This window comes from Litoribrevibacter albus (assembly GCF_030159995.1).
Taxonomy (GTDB): Bacteria; Pseudomonadota; Gammaproteobacteria; order Pseudomonadales; family Litoribrevibacteraceae; genus Litoribrevibacter; species Litoribrevibacter albus.
The window spans coordinates 135,321-153,318 of sequence record NZ_BSNM01000014.1; the positions used below are offsets into that span (position 1 = coordinate 135,321).

At 43.3% G+C, this 17,998-nt stretch carries 25 protein-coding genes; 17 read left to right on the forward strand and 8 right to left on the reverse strand.

Annotated elements, in window-relative coordinates; genetic code table 11:
* Position 1: 1 nt before the first annotated feature.
* Together QQL66_RS10890 and sppA are read left to right on the forward strand one after the other, a co-directional pair.
* A complete protein-coding gene (locus QQL66_RS10890) occupies positions 2 to 664 on the forward strand; it encodes an HAD family hydrolase (protein WP_284381362.1) in 663 nt (220 codons plus the stop codon).
* 78 nt (positions 665 to 742) lie between these two features.
* Complete coding sequence (gene sppA, locus QQL66_RS10895) at positions 743 to 1,735, forward strand: signal peptide peptidase SppA (RefSeq protein ID WP_284381363.1); 993 nt, start codon at positions 743 to 745, stop codon at positions 1,733 to 1,735.
* 95 nt (positions 1,736 to 1,830) lie between these two features.
* On the opposite strand, the gene QQL66_RS10900 is transcribed toward sppA, so the two are convergent.
* The gene (locus tag QQL66_RS10900) at positions 1,831 to 2,418 is read right to left on the reverse strand and encodes a Maf family protein (protein WP_284381364.1); all 588 of its coding nucleotides are present in this window, start codon (positions 2,416 to 2,418) and stop codon (positions 1,831 to 1,833) included.
* A 116-nt stretch (positions 2,419 to 2,534) separates the two neighbouring features.
* Between QQL66_RS10900 and QQL66_RS10905 the strand changes: the two genes are divergently transcribed.
* The 13 genes from QQL66_RS10905 to QQL66_RS10965 all read left to right on the forward strand — a co-directional run bounded on the left by QQL66_RS10905 (position 2,535) and on the right by QQL66_RS10965 (position 12,751).
* Positions 2,535 to 3,065, forward strand: coding sequence for a YceD family protein (locus QQL66_RS10905; RefSeq protein WP_284381365.1), 531 nt, complete (start codon positions 2,535 to 2,537; stop codon positions 3,063 to 3,065).
* A 12-nt stretch (positions 3,066 to 3,077) separates the two neighbouring features.
* Positions 3,078 to 3,269 (forward strand): 50S ribosomal protein L32, encoded by a 192-nt coding sequence (gene rpmF / locus QQL66_RS10910; RefSeq protein WP_284381366.1) that lies wholly within the window; start codon positions 3,078 to 3,080, stop codon positions 3,267 to 3,269.
* A gap of 8 nt (positions 3,270 to 3,277) precedes the next feature.
* Positions 3,278 to 4,273 (forward strand): phosphate acyltransferase PlsX, encoded by a 996-nt coding sequence (plsX, locus tag QQL66_RS10915; RefSeq protein WP_284381367.1) that lies wholly within the window; start codon positions 3,278 to 3,280, stop codon positions 4,271 to 4,273.
* 8 nt (positions 4,274 to 4,281) lie between these two features.
* The gene (gene fabD / locus QQL66_RS10920; protein ID WP_284381368.1) at positions 4,282 to 5,193 is read left to right on the forward strand and encodes an ACP S-malonyltransferase; all 912 of its coding nucleotides are present in this window, start codon (positions 4,282 to 4,284) and stop codon (positions 5,191 to 5,193) included.
* A 14-nt stretch (positions 5,194 to 5,207) separates the two neighbouring features.
* Entirely contained in the window at positions 5,208 to 5,939 is a 732-nt protein-coding gene (gene fabG / locus QQL66_RS10925) for a 3-oxoacyl-ACP reductase FabG (RefSeq protein ID WP_284381369.1), read from the forward strand.
* Positions 5,940 to 6,092: 153 nt separating this feature from the next.
* Entirely contained in the window at positions 6,093 to 6,326 is a 234-nt protein-coding gene (gene acpP / locus QQL66_RS10930; RefSeq protein WP_284381371.1) for an acyl carrier protein, read from the forward strand.
* A 74-nt stretch (positions 6,327 to 6,400) separates the two neighbouring features.
* Entirely contained in the window at positions 6,401 to 7,642 is a 1,242-nt protein-coding gene (gene fabF, locus QQL66_RS10935) for a beta-ketoacyl-ACP synthase II (protein ID WP_284381372.1), read from the forward strand.
* A gap of 8 nt (positions 7,643 to 7,650) precedes the next feature.
* A complete protein-coding gene (gene pabC, locus QQL66_RS10940) occupies positions 7,651 to 8,469 on the forward strand; it encodes an aminodeoxychorismate lyase (protein ID WP_284381825.1) in 819 nt (272 codons plus the stop codon).
* The gene (gene mltG / locus QQL66_RS10945; protein ID WP_284381374.1) at positions 8,469 to 9,512 is read left to right on the forward strand and encodes an endolytic transglycosylase MltG; all 1,044 of its coding nucleotides are present in this window, start codon (positions 8,469 to 8,471) and stop codon (positions 9,510 to 9,512) included. Before pabC ends, mltG begins: the two co-directional genes overlap by 1 nt.
* 9 nt (positions 9,513 to 9,521) lie before the next feature.
* Positions 9,522 to 10,172, forward strand: coding sequence for a dTMP kinase (tmk, locus tag QQL66_RS10950; RefSeq protein WP_284381375.1), 651 nt, complete (start codon positions 9,522 to 9,524; stop codon positions 10,170 to 10,172).
* Positions 10,165 to 11,169: a DNA polymerase III subunit delta' gene (locus QQL66_RS10955; RefSeq protein WP_284381376.1), complete on the forward strand. Its 1,005-nt coding sequence runs from the start codon at positions 10,165 to 10,167 to the stop codon at positions 11,167 to 11,169. Before tmk ends, QQL66_RS10955 begins: the two co-directional genes overlap by 8 nt.
* A 383-nt stretch (positions 11,170 to 11,552) precedes the next feature.
* Entirely contained in the window at positions 11,553 to 11,873 is a 321-nt protein-coding gene (locus QQL66_RS10960) for a PilZ domain-containing protein (RefSeq protein ID WP_284381377.1), read from the forward strand.
* 98 nt (positions 11,874 to 11,971) lie between these two features.
* Positions 11,972 to 12,751: a TatD family hydrolase gene (locus QQL66_RS10965; RefSeq protein WP_284381378.1), complete on the forward strand. Its 780-nt coding sequence runs from the start codon at positions 11,972 to 11,974 to the stop codon at positions 12,749 to 12,751.
* 49 nt (positions 12,752 to 12,800) lie between these two features.
* Here the strand turns inward: QQL66_RS10965 and QQL66_RS10970 are convergent, their stop codons facing one another.
* From QQL66_RS10970 to QQL66_RS10990, 6 genes are all read right to left on the reverse strand, one after another.
* Positions 12,801 to 13,814, reverse strand: a complete 1,014-nt coding sequence (locus tag QQL66_RS10970) for a glycosyl transferase family protein (protein WP_284381379.1) — start codon at positions 13,812 to 13,814, stop codon at positions 12,801 to 12,803.
* 38 nt (positions 13,815 to 13,852) lie between these two features.
* A complete protein-coding gene (locus tag QQL66_RS10975) occupies positions 13,853 to 14,182 on the reverse strand; it encodes a TusE/DsrC/DsvC family sulfur relay protein (protein ID WP_284381380.1) in 330 nt (109 codons plus the stop codon).
* A gap of 3 nt (positions 14,183 to 14,185) precedes the next feature.
* Positions 14,186 to 14,467 carry a sulfurtransferase complex subunit TusB gene (gene tusB / locus QQL66_RS21265; RefSeq protein ID WP_431356912.1) on the reverse strand — a complete coding sequence of 94 codons (282 nt, stop codon included), beginning with the start codon at positions 14,465 to 14,467 and terminating at the stop codon, positions 14,186 to 14,188.
* Positions 14,468 to 14,471: 4 nt separating this feature from the next.
* Complete coding sequence (tusC, locus tag QQL66_RS10980; RefSeq protein ID WP_284381381.1) at positions 14,472 to 14,831, reverse strand: sulfurtransferase complex subunit TusC; 360 nt, start codon at positions 14,829 to 14,831, stop codon at positions 14,472 to 14,474.
* Positions 14,832 to 14,835: 4 nt separating this feature from the next.
* Positions 14,836 to 15,237, reverse strand: a complete 402-nt coding sequence (gene tusD / locus QQL66_RS10985) for a sulfurtransferase complex subunit TusD (RefSeq protein WP_284381383.1) — start codon at positions 15,235 to 15,237, stop codon at positions 14,836 to 14,838.
* 85 nt (positions 15,238 to 15,322) lie between these two features.
* On the reverse strand, positions 15,323 to 15,988 hold the full coding sequence (locus QQL66_RS10990) for a Bax inhibitor-1/YccA family protein (protein ID WP_284381384.1): 666 nt from the start codon (positions 15,986 to 15,988) through the stop codon (positions 15,323 to 15,325).
* Between the two features lie 255 nt (positions 15,989 to 16,243).
* On the opposite strand from QQL66_RS10990, the gene uvrY reads away from it, so the two are divergent.
* Positions 16,244 to 16,912, forward strand: a complete 669-nt coding sequence (gene uvrY / locus QQL66_RS10995; protein ID WP_284381385.1) for a UvrY/SirA/GacA family response regulator transcription factor — start codon at positions 16,244 to 16,246, stop codon at positions 16,910 to 16,912.
* Positions 16,913 to 17,003: 91 nt separating this feature from the next.
* On the opposite strand, the gene cspD is transcribed toward uvrY, so the two are convergent.
* Positions 17,004 to 17,276 carry a cold shock domain-containing protein CspD gene (cspD, locus tag QQL66_RS11000; RefSeq protein WP_284381386.1) on the reverse strand — a complete coding sequence of 91 codons (273 nt, stop codon included), beginning with the start codon at positions 17,274 to 17,276 and terminating at the stop codon, positions 17,004 to 17,006.
* A 379-nt stretch (positions 17,277 to 17,655) separates the two neighbouring features.
* On the opposite strand from cspD, the gene clpS reads away from it, so the two are divergent.
* Entirely contained in the window at positions 17,656 to 17,991 is a 336-nt protein-coding gene (gene clpS / locus QQL66_RS11005; RefSeq protein ID WP_284381388.1) for an ATP-dependent Clp protease adapter ClpS, read from the forward strand.
* Positions 17,992 to 17,998: the final 7 nt, after the last annotated feature.

Sequence of the window (17,998 nt, forward strand, 5' to 3'; positions counted from 1 at the left end):
TATGGCGAAGGGATACGAACTGGTTATCTTTGATTGGGATGGAACTCTGGTTGATAGTGCAGATCTGATTGTGGAATGTATGCAGTCTGCCTTTTCTGATTTGAGTCTATCTATACCGACAAATGATGATGTTCGAAATATTATTGGATTAGGTTTAGGTGAGGCCATTGTTGAGTTGAATGGTCCGACAAATGATGATGTCGTTCGTCAATTGCGAGAAGCGTATTCGTTACATTTTCATAAGAACGATGTTGACGAGCTTAATGTGTTTTCTGGTGTGTATGAAATGCTTGAGGCATTGAGAGGTAGTGGCTGCCTGACGGCGGTAGCCACAGGAAAGAGTCGCAAGGGGCTAACACGAGGGTTGTCGCGTTTTAAGTGTGCAGATCATTTTGTTTCAACTCGCTGTGCAGATGAAACCCGTTCTAAACCTCATCCTTTAATGTTGGAACAAATAATAAATGAAGTAGGCGTTGATCTGCAGAAGGCTATTATGGTGGGTGATTCCGTTTATGATATGGAAATGGCTCAGCGGATGGGAATGGACTCAGTAGGGGTGACCTATGGTGTCCACTGTTCAAAACGGTTGGGCGAATATGCTCCAGTTTGTATGGCTGATAATGTGTCGGCTTTGGCTGATTTTTTATTAAATAACGCTAAATAATTGTATAGAGAACTGGTATAACGCTAGTTCGTATTGATCAATGCATTCGTTGAAGAATGAACAAAGGAGAACGTTGTTGTGTTCGATGATAAAACACGTGAAGCCGTGAATGAAGTATCGGCAGGGAATGCGGGCAGTAAAGAGTGGCGACTCATTGAGAAAATGGTAATGAATTTGGCGCTTGAGCAAAAGAAGGCTCGACGTTGGGCGATTTTCAAATTTTTGATTGTCATTGGCTTTATGTTCTTTGTGTTTTCAGCAACGCTCCAAACAGCAAAGTTGGACAAACAAATGTTGGCGGGTAATCAGCCACATACCGCTATGGTTGAAGTGAAAGGCCCTATTATGGCTGATAGTGATGCCAGTGCGGACATTCTAGTAACAGGCTTACGTGAGGCTTTTGAGAGTCCAAACGTTAAAGGTGTGGTGTTACGGATTAACAGCCCAGGTGGTAGTCCTGTTCAGGCGGGCTATGTTAATGATGAAATTAAACGACTGAAGGCGCTTCATCCTGAGATTCCTGTGTATGCAGTTATTTCTGATTTGAGTGCTTCTGGTGCTTATTATATAGCTGTGGCAGCAGATAAAATTTATGCGGATAAGGCCAGTTTGGTCGGTTCAATTGGTGTGACTGCCTCAAGCTTTGGTTTTGTAGAAACGATTGAAAAGATGGGGGTGGAGCGTCGCACCTTTACAGCAGGTGAGCACAAGGGCTTTTTGGATCCGTTCTTGCCTGTTAAGGAAGATGAAAAGCAGTTCTGGGAATCGGTGCTTAAAACAACCCATAATCAATTTATTGGCGTAGTGAAAGAAGGGCGTGGCGATCGTTTGGTTGATAACCCTGATTTGTTTTCTGGGTTGGTTTGGTCGGGAGAGCAAGCAATCGAACTTGGCTTGGTAGATGAGTTGGGTAGCAGTAGTTATGTGGCAAGAGAAGTTATTGGTGCTGATAAGATTGTAGACTACACGCCTAAGCCTGATCCTTTCCAGGAGTTTACTCGTCGACTGGGAACAAGTATGGCAATGTACTTTAGTAAAGCATTAGGGATTGAGGCGCCATCGTTAAGATAGTTTCATCAATTTTTAGTGGTTAAACTATAGATAATAAAAAAGGAGGCGGTGGCCTCCTTTTTTATTGTGTGCTTTTCCGATTGTCTAGCGCTTGATTAGGCGAGAATGTTTACGCCTTCGTTTTCCAGCATTCTATTCAATTTAATGAGTGGTAAACCGATTAGGGTGTTAGGGTCTTCGCCTTCCAGTTTTTCAAATAGTGCGATTCCCAATGCTTCGCTTTTGAAGCTTCCTGCGCACTTGAGTACATCTTCTTTATCTACATAATTGCTGGCTTGTTCTTCTGTGAGCTTCCTAAAGGTCACGTAAAAAGGTTCAACTAACGATTGGTATTCGCCAGTTGAAGCATTAAGTAAGCATAGGCCTGTATGGAAGGTAACTGTTTTGCCAGACATGCTCATCAGTTGTTTGATTGCGTTTTCTTTAGTGTGAGGTTTGCCTAGGGCTAGGCCGTCAACTTCTGCTACCTGGTCTGAGGCGATGATTAGGCCAGTGTCTAAATTTTTAGCAACTGCTTTGGCTTTTTCGATGGATAGTCTTAATGACAGCTCGTTCGGTGATTCACTGGCTTTAGGAGACTCGTCAATATCAGGACTGATGCACTGGTAATCAATTTGGAATTTATCAAGAAGTTGTCTTCTAAAAGGAGAGGAAGAAGCTAAAATAACAGGAGTAGTGGGCATAATATTTTCTTAATAGCTCTGCTGTACAAGATGAAGTGCATTTTAATGCTAAATTGTCGGTTTTTCATCAATTTACCTTTGACAGAGCTAAGATCTGTCCCTATTATGGCGCCCTTATGTCAAAGTCATCATTACCAGATTATGTAAATCCACGTCGATTGGCTGTTCAGGGCATGGCTCTGGAAGGTCAAATTTCGGCTGATTCCTTCAAAAGAATTGCTGAAGTGGCAACTATTACGAGTCAAGGTGTTGAGGTGTCTTTAAAGTTCTTCTGTGATGAAGAAAACTTTAAAGTGATCTCGGGTACTGTCGAAGTGGAACTTGATTTGGATTGTCAGCGGTGTTTGAGCCCGGTAAATGTTAAGGTGATTAGCGATTTTGAAGTGGCTATTGCAGCCAGTGATGAATCGGCCAAAAATATCCCGAAACATTATGAGCCGGTCATTGTTGAGGAAGATACCCTCGAACTTGTACCGCTGATTGAAGAAGAGCTTATACTGGCCTTGCCAATGCATGCTTATCACGATGATTGTGATGTACAAATGTCTTTTGGCGAGACTGAATTAGACGCTGCAGAAGTGGAAGAAACTACCCCTAATCCATTTCATGTGCTAGCAAATTTGAAAGTGGGTAAATCAAAGAATTAGGAGCAATCAGGCATGGCTGTTCAAAAAAGCAAAAAGACTCGTTCTAAGCGTGGTATGCGTCGTTCACATGACGCTCTAACTGGCGCTGCGTTGTCTATTGACGCAACAACTGGTGAAAAACATCTTCGTCACCACATTACTGCAGACGGTTTCTACCGTGGCAAGCAAGTTGTTGCTAAAGCAGAAGCTGCTGACGAAGAGTAAGATCTAGTATGATCACCATTGCGGTTGATGCAATGGGTGGGGATTACGGCCCACAGATCACGATATCGGGCGCCCTCAAGTGTCTTGAGATGGTGCCTGATCTTCGACTTATTCTGGTCGGGGATCAAGAGCAAATCCTTCCTTTAATACCTCATAATTTATCGTCGTTTGTTGAAGTGGTTCATACCGACCAGTGGGTTGCTATGGATGACAAGCCTTCGAAAGCCCTTCGTGGTTTGCCAAATTCGTCTATGAAGTTGGCGGCTCAGTGTGTGGCTGAAGGTAAAGCAGATGCATTGGTGAGCGCTGGTAATACTGGTGCCTTAATGGCAATTAGTCGACATGTGTTGCAAACACTTCCTGGTATTGATCGCCCGGCGATTATGGCTCGTTTGCCTGTTCGTGAAGGGGCAACTTATATGTTGGATCTCGGAGCGAATGTGGATTGTCAGGCTGAGCATTTATATCAGTTTGCTGTTATGGGAACTGCATTTGCGGCTGCTAATGGTCATGTTGTGCAACCTAAAGTGGCTTTGTTGAATGTGGGTGTTGAGTCAATCAAGGGAAATCAGCAAGTGCGTTTAGCTTCTCATCAAATTGCTCAATGCGATGCGTTGAACTTTATTGGGTTTGTAGAAGGTAATGAGCTGTTTTCAGGTAAGGCTGATGTCATTGTATGTGACGGATTTGTCGGTAATGTTGCTTTAAAAGCTTCAGAGAGTGTCATGAGGCTGGCAGTTGATAAGATTCAGAAACGTTTGTCCGTTTGGTGGCTTAAGTGGTTGGGGTTGTTTTTAAAACCTATCCTCAAGGGCTTAGCCAGAGAGTTGGATCCAACGTATTTAAATGGCGCTCTTTTAGTTGGTTTGAACGGCATTGTGGTGAAAAGTCATGGTGCCTCTGATGAACAGGGCTTCAGTAATGCAATCATGCAGGCTTATCGAGAGGTTAGTAATAAGTCTAATGATCATTTTGAAGCAATTATGGATCAGATAGAGTTTTAGGAGTAATTATGACCCGCGCGTTTGTATTTCCGGGGCAAGGCTCTCAATCAGTAGCTATGGGGCGTGAGTATTTCGAAGCATCTGCAGTATTTAAGGATACTCTAACAGAAGCTTCTGATGCCCTGGGCTATGATTTATGGGATCTTATTGTTAATAATCCCGATGATAAATTAAATCAGACAGAGTTTACCCAGCCTGCTTTGCTGGCTGTTTCAATTGGTATGTACCGTACTGCAGTGTCTAAGTTTGATTCTTCTCCTGTTGCGGTTGCTGGTCACAGTTTGGGTGAATATTCTGCTCTTGTTGCGGCTGAGGCTCTTTCTTTTTCGGATGCATTGAGAACTGTGCAGGCTCGTGGACAGTTTATGCAGCAGGCTGTCCCGGCAGGTGAGGGTGCTATGGCGGCGGTGCTTGGTTTAGAGCAGGCCAAAATAGAAGAGATTTGTGCTTCTGTAGAAGGCGTTGTTGAGGCTGCAAATATTAATGCGCCAGGGCAAATTGTTATTGCTGGGGCAAAAACATCTGTTCAAGCGGTTCTTCCTCTATTGAAAGAATCTGGCGCTAAGCGTGCGCTTGAATTGCCAGTAAGTGTTCCTTCTCATTGCAGTTTGATGAAGCCGGCAGCTGAAAAACTTAAGGAGTTGCTGGCAGATGTAGATTTAAAAATGCCGGTAATTCCTGTTATTCACAATGTTTCGGCAGAAACTGCTCAGTCAGAAGAAAATATTAGAGAGCTGTTGGTTAGTCAGCTTTATCGCTCAGTTCGTTGGGTTGAGTGTGTTGAAGCGCTAAAGGGCTATTCAATAGATGGGCTTGTTGAGTGTGGTGCTGGAAATGTCCTAACTGGTTTGACTAAGCGTATTGATAAAACGCTTCCTTGTGTCACATTAAATTCGATGTCTGCGTTAGAAGAATTGTAAGCGAGGATAATGGAATGTCGGATCAAAAAGTTGCTCTTGTAACAGGAGCGAGTCGCGGAATTGGTGCTGCAATCGCAGCTAAATTGGTTGCCCAAGGGTTTTATGTGATCGGAACAGCAACCTCTGACTCTGGCGCTGAAAATATCTCTCGGGCATTGGGTGAGCAAGGTTGTGGTAAGGCCCTTGATGTCAGCTCCGATGAAGCTGTTGCTGAGTTTTTCAAGCAGTTAAAAGCAGATGATCAGCTACCATTGGTGGTAGTGAATAATGCAGGGATTACTGATGATGGTCTTTCTTTACGAATGAAAGAAAGCCAGTGGCAGAGAGTGATTGATACCAATTTAACGGGTTCATTTCGTGTTGCTCAGGCGGCTCTGAAGGCTATGACTAAAGCTAGATGGGGGCGCGTTGTAAATATTTCTTCGGTGGTTGCCCAGGCTGGAAATCCAGGGCAAGCAAACTACTGTGCGGCCAAGGCTGGCCTTGAAGGAATGACTCGATCTTTAGCAAAAGAGTTGGCTAATCGAAATATCACCTTCAACTGTGTGGCCCCCGGTTTTATCGCCTCGGATATGACTGAAGCACTAAATGATCAGCAAAAAGATGCAATTCTTGGTCAAATTCCTATGGGGCGCATGGGGAATCCAGATGAAATTGCAGCGGTAGTATCATTTCTAAGTTCAGAAGAGGCATCGTACATAACTGGCCAGGTGATACAGGTCAATGGCGGTATGTATTTGAATTGATTTTGGGTTTTTACAGGCAATAGAGTAGATCTGTTCATTGACAACTCTTACTTTAAAACCTATAAAGATCCTTTAATTTGTACTTGCGGTTGTTTGATCGCTTTAGATACACTAGCAACCACTTAATTAATACTATTGGGAGAATGTTCGCTCATGAGCACAATTGAAGAGCGCGTCAAGAAGATTGTTTGTGAACAATTGGGTGTTAAGGAAGAAGATGTAAATCCTTCCTCCTCTTTTGTAGACGACCTTGGTGCAGACTCACTAGATACTGTTGAGTTGGTTATGGCTTTGGAAGAGGAATTTGAGACTGAAATTCCAGATGAAGAAGCTGAGAAGCTAACCACTGTTCAAGATGCGATTGATTACGTCGTAGCGAACCTTTGATTCTCTCTCAGGTTTGATGAAAAGCCGCCTTTCAGGCGGCTTTTCTGTGTCTGAAGAATAGATTGGTGGAGAAGATGCAAGGTAGGAGAGTTGTTGTCACAGGAATGGGGTGTATATCTCCATTAGGGCATACTGTCGAGAGTACATGGAGTAAGGTTAAATCTGGTACTTCAGGAATTACGCGAATTGATGCGTTTGATGTTAGTTCCTATCCGGTAACATTTAGCGGTTCTGTGAAAGGGTTTGACGGTGAATCCTTGTTTGGTAAAAAAGAGTGCCGCAAGATGGATCTCTTTATTCAGTATGGAATGGCCTCTTCAATCGAAGCGTTTAATGATGCCGGCTTGAAGGACTCTGAGTTCGATCCTGAACGATTTGGTGTCGCTTTTGGTTCAGGCATAGGTGGCATAAGCACGATTGAAGCAAATCACCATGAAATGATGGCTCGTGGGCTTCGTCGGGTTTCTCCGTTTTTTATACCGTCTGTTATTGTGAACATGCTAGCTGGTCACGTATCCATGCGGTTTGGTCTGAAAGGGCCAAATGTGGCGGTGTCTACGGCATGTGCATCCGGAACGCATAACATTGGTTATGCGGCGAGAGCGATTGCCTATGGCGATGCTGATTTAATGATGGCTGGTGCTGCCGAGATGTGCACAACTGAACTTGGTTTGGCAGGCTTCTGCGCTTCTAAAGCGTTGTCGACTCGTAATGATGCACCTGAACAAGCGTCTCGTCCGTGGGATGCTGATAGGGATGGATTTGTGTTAGGTGACGGTGGTGCGTCATTGGTGCTTGAGGAATACAATCATGCCAAGGCAAGAGGTGCTCGTATTTATGGCGAAGTGTTAGGCTTTGGGATGAGTGGAGACGCGTATCACATCACTGCACCAAGAGAGGATGGAGAGGGCGCTCAGCGAGCAATGAAGGCTGCTTTGGCTGATGCGTCGATATCTGCGGGCGATGTTGGTTATGTTAATGCTCATGCAACCTCAACCAAGTTAGGTGATTTGGCAGAGTGTCAGGCTGTTAAAGGTGTATTTGGATCGAAAGCTCATGATGTAAGGGTTAGCTCTACCAAGAGTATGACAGGGCATTTGTTGGGGGCAGCAGGCGCTCTTGAATCTGTGTTTTCCCTAAAAGCATTACAAGAACAGATTGCTCCGCCAACCATTAATCTGGAGAATCCGGATGAGTCGTGTGATCTGAACTTCGTCGCTAATTCAGCTCAGGAATTCAATTCGGATGCTGTTATGAACAATTCTTTTGGATTTGGCGGAACGAATGCTTCGTTGATTTTTGGTCGGTGTTCATAATGAAGTTAATGAGCTCAAGCACTTCGGTTCCACTATCGAATCGCGGCATAGCGTATGGGGATGGTTTTTTTGAAACCATTTTATTTAGGAAAGGAAAGAGTCCTTTGCTAAAGCATCATATGGCGAGATTGTGTAACACCGCGAATGCATTAGGAATGTCAATTAGTCAGTCTGATGTGACTGAGCTGGTTAAGCACTTAAAGGCGAACATAATTGACTCTGCCACTGATCAAGTGGTTAAGCTTCTTGTGACCAGAGAGGCTGGGGGGCGGGGTTATCGACCGCTTCCAACGGCAGATACAGAGGTTTATATTCAGGCTTTCGAATACTCGTCTGTAGTGTCTGATTCGATTCTTGAACAAGGCGTGGTGCTTAGGGTTTGTGATATTAAGTTAGCTAACCAACCAGCTTTGGCCGGATTGAAACACTTGAATCGTCTGGAAAATGTATTAGCTCGGAATGAGTGGCATGATGATGCATTTTATGAGGGATTACTGCTAGATCAAACCGGGCTGATCATTGAGGCCACCCAGAGTAATGTTTTCTTTAAAATAGGACAGCGGTGGTTAACTCCGGAATTAAATCGATGCGGTGTGGCAGGTGTAATGAGAGCATGGTTGTTAGCTCACGAGCCGGAACTGCAGACTGAATTTCACATCACCACCTTGAGCTTGGATGATCTTTCTAAAGCAACCTCCTGTTTTATATGTAATTCAGTCCAGGGCATAGTTCCTGTACAATCCATTCAATTAAAAGAAAGCAGAGTAGCTTTCGATGTTAAAGAATCTTTGTTGCTTTTAAAGCAAGTTGGAAGTGTGTTGGGTTAATGTCTCTTTCTGTCCTGAAACGATTATTTATTTTAGCGTTATTAATTGCTTCTCTCGCGACTGCCGGTTTTGGCTGGTACATGCATCAAATGTTTAATCGACCATTGGTAGAACTGGCTGAAAAGCCGGATGTGATTGATGTTATGCCGGGCGATGGTATGTACCGTGTATGTCATCGAATGAAGAGCCTTGGATTGATAAGTAATGTTAGAACTTTTTGTCGAGTTGCGATGTGGTCAGGGTATGATCATGTCATCAAGGGGCGTTATGAAATTACTGACGTGGATACGCCTAAGACCTTGCTTGATAAAATGAAGTCAGGGGAAGTAGTAACCTTTACCATTTCTTTGATTGAAGGTCATACCTTTAAGCAGATGTATCAACGGATTCAGGAAAATTCAAATATTGTCCCGATTCTGGAAGGGCTTACAGATCAAGAGATTATGGCGCGTGTTGCCGGTGATAAAACCATACATCCAGAAGGGCAATTCTACCCTGATACCTACAGTTTTAGTTACGGTGTTAGTGACCTTGATGTATTGACCCGAGCTTATAATAAGCTTCATACAGTGCTTGATGAAGAATGGAAGGCTAAGCAATCTGACTTACCTTACAAAAACGCCTATGAGGCTCTCATTATGGCTTCGATCGTGGAAAAAGAGACGGCGGTGGGTGAAGAGCGCCCTCAGATTGCAAAAGTTTTTATTAAACGGCTTAAACTTGGCATGAGGCTCCAAACGGACCCAACGGTGATCTATGGGATGGGGGATAAATACGATGGCAATATTACTCGCCGTGATTTAAGAGCCAAGACGCCCTACAATACCTATCGAATTGATGGCTTACCGCCTACACCTATTGCTATGGTTGGGCGTGATGCAATAAAAGCTGCTCTGCAGCCTGAAGGGAAAGATGCCTTGTTCTTTGTAGCAAAAGGCGATGGTACTCATTATTTTTCCAAAACGCTTGAAGAGCATAATAAAGCCGTTCGACAGTATCAGATGAGACGTTCTTCGAATTATCGTTCAACACCTAATCAGTAGGAAATTTAAGTGTCAGATGCGTTGTTTATCACCTTTGAAGGTGGTGAGGGTGTCGGTAAAACTACCAATATCGAATATTTCAAAGAGTTAATGGTTCAAAGCGGGTTGGATTTCGTTTCTACCCGAGAGCCTGGTGGTACGCCACTGGCAGAAGAAATCAGATCGCTTTTATTGTCGACGCGAGATGAGGCTGTTTGTTCGAACGCTGAGTTATTGCTGATGTTTGCAGCTCGTTCTCAACACTTGGCTACGGTTATCGAGCCAGCTTTGAAGCAGGGCGTGCATGTAATATGTGATCGCTTTACCGATGCTACTTATGCCTATCAAGGGTATGGGCGTAAACTTGGCACAGAGCGTATTGCTGTTCTGGAAGGGTTGGTGCATGGTGATCGACAGCCCGATCTAACTATTATTCTGGATGCGCCTGTTGAAGTGGGTATGGGGCGTGCGAGAAATCGTGGTGAGCTTGATCGTTTTGAAAGAGAAGACCTTGAGTTTTTTGAACGTGTTCGCAAGGGCTATCTAGCACGAGCTAAAGCGGCTCCTGATCGCTATGAAATTGTTGATGCAAGTCTTGAGTTGGATGAGGTTAAACAGCAAGTCGCTGAGATCTTTGAACGACGTGTCGTCGAACGCCTAGGGGCTCAACACGATGGATGAAGAACATTTATTATCACGACCTCTGGATTGGCAGTTGCCAGCATGGTCGGCCTTAACTGAGGCGCTATCCAAGGATCACTTGGCTCACGGGTTGTTAGTTTATGGTCAACAGGGTGTCGGTAAACTGCACTTTGCCAAGGCGTTAGGTCAGTTTTTGTTATGCGCTCAGCCTCAAAATGGTCAGGCCTGTGGTCAATGTAATGGTTGTCTTCTTAATAAGGCTGGCACGCATCCTGACTTGATACTCGTTCAGCCAGAAGAAACCGGCAAAGCCATTAAGGTTGATCAGGTTCGAGAGTTGAATCACTTTGTCTCTCAAACCTCTCAGATGTCAGGTAAGAAGGTTGTTATTATTGAGCCTGCTGATGCGATGAACATCAACAGCTCGAACGCGCTTTTAAAAACACTTGAAGAGCCATCGGGTGATACTCATTTGATCTTGGTCGTTGATTCTCTGAGTTCTTTGATGGCGACAATTCGGAGTCGTTGTCAGTACTATGAAATTGCGTCTCCCACCAGAGAACAAGCCTACCGATTCTTGAAAAATGAATATCCTGATCGGGAAGATATCGACGTACTGGTTAACATCTCTGAACAGGGGCCGTTTTACGCCAAAGAAATGATTGAGCAGGGTAAGCTGGAGTGGCGCTCGATTTTGTCCCAAGGTTTATTGGACGTTTGCTCTGGAAAATCTACTATTGAGGTGGCTGAAAGCTGGAAGACGATTGATACGCTTGAGGCGTTTCACTGGTTGGATAATTGGCTCAGGGATATGATTGTTCTGGTGATGACGAATGATTTATCCAGAGTTAAAAATGCTGATCTATCTGAGCTGATGCACGTTATTCAGGCGAGAAGAGTCGACCCTAGGTATCTTCATCGATACAGAGAAGTGATTGCGGAAATGGAAGAGGCGACCATTAAAAGCCATCCGAATAAACAGTTGGTGTATGATCGTTTATTGATTGATTGGAATAAAATGCTAGGGAACCTCTGAATAAGTCCCTCTCTGCTCAGGCCTATAAGAGAAATGTCTATTTGAGGCGCGGTTTTGAAGGCATAACGGGTTATGTCAAAAAGCCGCAACAAAAAAGAGGCATTTCTCTTAAGGCCCCGAAGGGCGGGGCTTTAAAAACGTTATAACTGTGTTGAACTTCTTGAAAAGGTCTAGACATTCTCTACGAAGCTCGCCTTGTTCTAACGTTTTCGGGCTGACAAGGCTTCTAGCGCCCGCTGAGCTAGAGCGGACTTGTTCAGAGGTTCCCTAGGTCTGTGATTTATAAGGTCTTTCCTAAATAAAATATTGACGTCAGGCATATCATCAATCATATTTTGTAAGTCCGTGTTATAAAAAGAAAACTTTAAGGAGTTAAAAGTCTTATGTTGCAGCTAACCATCAAAGACAAAAGTGTCCTTTATGCTGCTTATATGCCTTTTGTTGAGAAAGGTGGCTTGTTTATTCCAACTCCGAAAAAATATAAGTTAGGTGACGAAGTCTTTATCCTATTGAATCTGATGGACGAACCTGAGCGAATTCCTATTTCCGGAAAAGTGGTATGGATAACTCCTCAGGGGTCTCAGGGGAATCGTGCGGCGGGTATTGGCATTCAGTTCACAATGAAAGACGAAGTCGCTAAAAACATGATTGAAAAATTCCTGGCTGGTTCTTTGGATTCTGATCGTCCAAATCACACAATGTGATACAATCGCACATAGTTTTTTATAAAGCCTGATTAGACGTCTAATTAGGCTTTTTTGTATCTGAAATTTATCCCTGACATATAAACCGTAGGTAGTTCATGTATTTAGTCGACTCGCATTGCCATTTGGATCGTTTGAAACTGGATAATCATGAGGGGAAGCTTGATTCTGTATTATCAGCTGCTCGTGATCGAGGCATTGGTCGTTTTCTATGTGTAGGAATTGATATGACTAATGCGAACCAGGTTATTGAACTGGCAGAGTCTTACGATGATGTGTATGCGTCGGTTGGGGTTCATCCTCTGGCTTTGGAGCATTCAGCCCCGAAGCATGATGAGTTGCTGGCACTGGCTGATCATCCTAAGGTGGTTGCGATTGGGGAAATGGGGTTGGATTTTTTCTATGACAAGGAACAGCATGCAGAGCAAGAGAGACGGTTTGTGACCCAGCTTGAAGTTGCTAAAAAGTGTCAGAAGCCGGTTATTATCCATACTCGTGATGCCAGGCAGCGCACGTTGGAAATTTTAAAAGAGCATTGTGATCTTGAGGTTGGAGGGATACTTCATTGCTTTACCGAAAGTTTGGAAATGGCAGAAGCTGCCATTGACATGAACTTTCATATTTCAATATCAGGCATAGTGACATTTAGAAATGCATCTGAGTTGAGAGATGTTGTTCGAGCGTTACCACTAGAAAGATTACTTGTTGAGACGGACTCGCCTTATCTTGCTCCAGTCCCTCATCGGGGTAAGTCTAATGAGCCTGCATTTGTCCGGGATGTTGCAGAATTCGTAGCTGATTTGAAAGGTGTTAGTTATGAGGAGCTTAGAGATGTAACCACCAAGAATTTCAATGCATTGATGAAGCTGGATTCCTAACTGGTTGTGATAGGGGAGCGCCAGGCTCCCCAGATTCAAAAAATATATTCTATAGAAGCGTTTTATTTCTTGTTTGCCAGAACTCGGTGGCTCTACTGAGAGCGGCTTTTTGATCCAACTCCTCATGATGCATTAAACGCAATGCAAATGCCGTGGTTCCGATGACTGCCATTTCGGCGTATTCGTCTTGAATTTGTCCTTTCCAAAGCTTGGGTAGTAAATCGATGTCCAGCTCATCGGGACGAACATGGCGCTGCTCAAACAATGGTGGCCAAACTTCCTCTACAAGCTGATCATTGATAGAAGATCTTACTTCAACTTTAGCGTCAGGGTTTCTTTCAATTTCACCGCCTTCACCCTTAATGACTGCCAGTTTCTCATAGCCTAATAGCTGACCGGCTTTTTGATGCACCGGGTTGTATCCTGGGTGGAAAATACCTTGAACTACATTTGGTGCATTTAACGGATTAATTAAACGAGATAGGCTGTGAACCGGTGATCTGAGGCCAAGGGTGTTTCTGAGCTCGATGATTTTGTGAAGCGTAGGACAGAATGAAGACAGTGGCAGGTAGCAGAAATTGTGTTGGTTTAGTGCTTGTTCTGCTGATTGGAAGTCTGTGGTTACAGGTAGGTCAAGATAATTCAGTACAGACTCTGTGTAAATGCGTCCGATGGTGTGACCAGAGGCCCCGTGCATAAAGACTTTGTAGTCATTGTCTGCAAGTAAAAGAACGCTTAGAACAAACCATGGAAGGTGGCGACGCTTGCCTGCGTATGAAGACCAGTCCAGATCTGGGGTTACAGTCGTTTGAACATTAAGGTGTTCTTTAACTGCCTGTACAAAGCCGGCAAGCTCTTCTGCGCTTTCTTCTTTAACCCTCAGTAGCATTAGAAATGCGCCAAGTTGTACGTCTTCTACTTCATCAGAGAGAATCATACGCATTGCGTGGTAGGCTTCTTCCTGAGTAAATGAGCGACTGCCCCTGCGGCCTTTTCCTAAGATTCGGACGTATTGGGCAAAAGGGTGTTCATCGCGTTCAATGGGAAATGGTTTCTTACTCATTTTTCGTCCGTTTTATCTAACTGTGATAATTAATTTGATCAGAAACAGTTTGCAGGTCTTGGTAGGCCAGCAATTTTAGCGCCTTGTTTTGCAGGGCTTTCAGGGAAGAGGGTCATTAAATAAATACTGTTCGCTTTTTCTTCTCCGAGAGAGGCTTTAACTGCTTTGGCTAACGGTCTGGCTGAAGGCGACGTTTCATAAGTTTTATAAAACTCTCTCAGAACATGAATGATTTCCCAGTGTTTATCTGTGAGCTCTATCTGCTCTGATGTTGCTAAGGCTTCTGCAACATCTTCATTCCAATCTTCGATGTTTTCCAGATAACCTTCTTTGTCTGTTTGAATGGTTTGTTGGTTTACGACGAGCATAAGTTACCGCCAAGAGATTGTTTTATCGAATTGAAGTGTCAGCTCTACAAAGTCGTCATAGTTGATCACTGCTACAGAGTTTGGGGTGTTAATTCCTCTGCTTTCAAGGTCGCTCTCAAGTGCGTAACACGGATGGCAATTAAGCTTGTCTGAATATTCGGGGTGAGAAACAGCAAAAACTCCGTCTTCAATTAGGAGAATAGCATCTGATTTTTGGACTACTTTCAGGCAATCCTGTAATGCAGAGTGCTTATAGGGTGAAGAAAATACAAGGTGTAGATTCATATGGTTAAAAACTTAAAACGGTATCGGCAAGGTTGATAAGTTCAGCAATGTCTTTCTGGTCAGCAGGTTTTGCACAATCCAACAGCTGTTGTTCTTCAAGGTTTCTCTCATTTGCACTAACTCGGTCAAAATATACATGCTCAATGTCGTACATTTCGAATGCAGAGATAAGTGACGCAATTCGTTTTTGCTTGTCTTGAGTAGGTTTTTGTTGTGAGAGAAGCTGGAATATACCATCTTCAATAAAAAGTACGCGTATCTCTTGATCGTATGCTGATGCGGTTAAAATAAAATCAATAGCATCTCTTGCTGATGAGGTGCCGTAGGGTGCTGAACGCATTATGACTAAAATATTTTTTTTCATCTTGCTAGAAGGATATCACACGATCAGATTGAATGATGGCGTCGACCATTTGACCCAAACCAGACAGCTCAAAACCTGGGTTAATGGTGGACGCAATGGCGCTATAGCGGGTTTGTTCGGTTGAATCCAAAATGCCTCGCTTAATTCCTGCAGAGATGCATATCACTAAATCAACCGCATTCTGTTCAGCTAACACTTGCCATTCTTTAGGTAAATCAAGTTCATCTTGCGGAGCAACACCTGCTCCTGTACCTACATGGGTGGCATCACCATAAAAGAACACCCGGTATAGTTTGTGATTCTGTTTGATAATGCTTTTGGCAAAGTTAAGTGCGGTAATGTGGGCTTGTGAAGACCAGGGCGATGAAGTGATAAATAAACTGAATGTTTTGCTTTGATCGCTCATGAGTGGCTCAAGTGTCATAAAAATAAAAAAGCCTCGATATTGTATAGTATCGAGGCTTTTAGTTCAGCTTTAGAAACAGCAAATATTAGTCGTCGCTAGCGGCACCTAGTAGCTGTAGTAAGCTCAAGAAAAGGTTGTAGATTGAAACATAGAGTGTAACTGTGGCTGAGATGTAGTTGGTTTCGCCGCCATTAACAATTTCACCTGTTTGCCAAAGAATGACTGCACTGGAAAATAATACGAAGCCAACACATAGTGCGAGTTGAAGCATTTGTAATTCAAATAACCATGCTGTAAGAACGCCAACCATCAATACTACGGCACCGACAAGAATGAAGTTAGACAAGAAGCTAAAGTCTTTCTTGGTGGTTACGGCATAGGCTGACAAGCCAAGGAAAGCAACGGCTGTCATCATAAAAGCAGAGCTAACAACTTGGCCGCCGTTAGGGATAGAAAGGTAATAATTTAGGATTGGACCTAATGTGTAGCCCATATAACCCGTGAAAACGAAGGTTAGAGCAATGCCTGCACCGGAGTTCTTGGTTTTTTCAATCGCGAACAATAAGCCGATAAAAACAATTAGATGTAGAAAGAAAGGAACTTGTGGCATCGCAAACTGCATTGAAGCAAATGCAGTCAGTGCACTGAAGGCCAAAGTCATGGCTAATAAAGTATAGGTGTTCTGTAGAACCTTATTCTTCACTTCCGTTGAGGGATAAGATTGACCGTAAGTCTGAAATTCGTTGCTCATTAACATTTCTCCAGAGTTAATCGTTTGACGGATAGAATAACCGTCATTATTCAGATTTTGACACTATACTATGACAAGTGTTTCCTAAATCAAGTAAAAATCTTTGGTCAATATCGTAAATGAGGTTAATATCGAACAAGATTTTGAGATATTGTCAGTGCTATTGTTGTAAGCTGTCTGGCACGATATTAATCAATGGAAGATTTGCAAGCCAAAACAAATACAACGGCTTATATCGAATTGGGAGTGAGGAAAATGATTGATGTTTTAGTAGTAGATGACCATGATCTGGTCCGCGCTGGTATTACCCGCATGCTGGAAGATGTATCTGGCATTAAAGTGGTGGGTGAGGCAGCTTCAGGAGAAGACGCGATACAAAAGTGTCGGGAACTTCATCCGAACGTTGTTTTGATGGATATTAAAATGCCAGGTATTGGCGGTCTTGAGGCTACTAGAAAGCTGTATCGAATCGATCCTGATATTCGTGTTATTGCAGTGACAGTGTGCGGAGATGATCCATTTCCATCAAGATTGTTACAAGCGGGTGCTGCTGGTTATGTGACTAAAGGTGCTGATCTTGATGAAATGATTCAGGCTATTCGGGTAGTCAAAGCGGGTCAGCGTTATATCAGTCCTGAGATTGCTCAAAAGCTTGCATTGAAACCGTTCAGTGCTGAACCGGATGAGTCTCCGTTTGATATGTTGTCAGAGCGAGAAATCCAAATTGCGATGATGATTGTTAATTGTTACAAGGTTCAGGAAATCTCTGACAAGTTATGTCTGAGTCCAAAAACCGTGAATAGCTACCGTTATCGTATTTTTGATAAATTACAGATCAGTAGTGATGTTGAACTAACGCTTCTGGCTGTTCGACATGGAATGATCGATGCTGAACAATCGAGTAAGCAAGGTGTTTCAGCTTAATGAGTAGTGCATAGCCCTCAGAGGGTTGTAGATGCATCAAAAAATGCCAGCATTGAGCTGGCATTTTTTGTTGGAGAAAACAAAAAGAAAACTATTCGACTGTTTCTGTCTGCTTGGTTGCAGTATTTGAAGTGGATTGTTCTGGTGCTGTTACTTCGCTATCGAAACCTCGGATATTGATAGCGTGTAGGCCTTTGTCGCCAGGTGTTGTATCGAACTCAACATCTTGGCCAGCTTTCAAGGTTTTATAGCCTTCCATCTGAATGGAAGAGTAGTGTGCAAATAAATCTTCGTCATGTGAGTCAGATACAATAAAGCCGTAACCTTTAGCATTATTGAACCACTTGACCTTTCCTGTCGCCATAGGACTACTCCTAATTCCCTGTGATCATACTTCCAAGTCACGGTATAGTGCACTGATGAACTTTTCATGAAGTTTATTAACCAACCGTTACATAGCTTTTATTTTTGCTGGTTAGCTAAGTTCAAGAGTGCTGCCATGTCCTTGTTACTTGTTTACAATTCTTAACATATATCACCATCTGTCAAGAATATGTTGGTTAAAAAATAGCAAAATGTGCGAAATCCCCGTTTTTTCAGGGTTTTAAGGGGAAGTGGGGTAAATTAAGACTTGTATTCTTGGCTAAAGGCCCAATTATTGAATTGCGCAAGTAATAAAACGCATGAAATGTGCGATCAATTTTTGAATTTTCATCTAAGCTAAACAGTAGGAGGGGTAAGACATGTCGAGTGGATTTGGAGATGATCAAGAGTTCGGGTTTGGTACCGGGCTGGCGACCGCTCCATCGGAGACTGAACTTAAACCTCCCTCAATGTATAGAGTTGTTTTAATGAACGACGACTATACCCCGATGGATTTCGTGATCGAAGTTCTGATGGTGTTTTTTAGTATGGATGAGCAAAAAGCAACGGATGTAATGCTGACTGTTCATACCAAAGGTAAAGGCGTCTGCGGGGTGTTTAGTAAGGATGTGGCTGAAACAAAAGCTCATATGGTAAACGACTATTCAAGGCAAAATCAGCACCCACTTCTTTGTGAAGTTGAAGTTGCAGAATAAGGAAAAA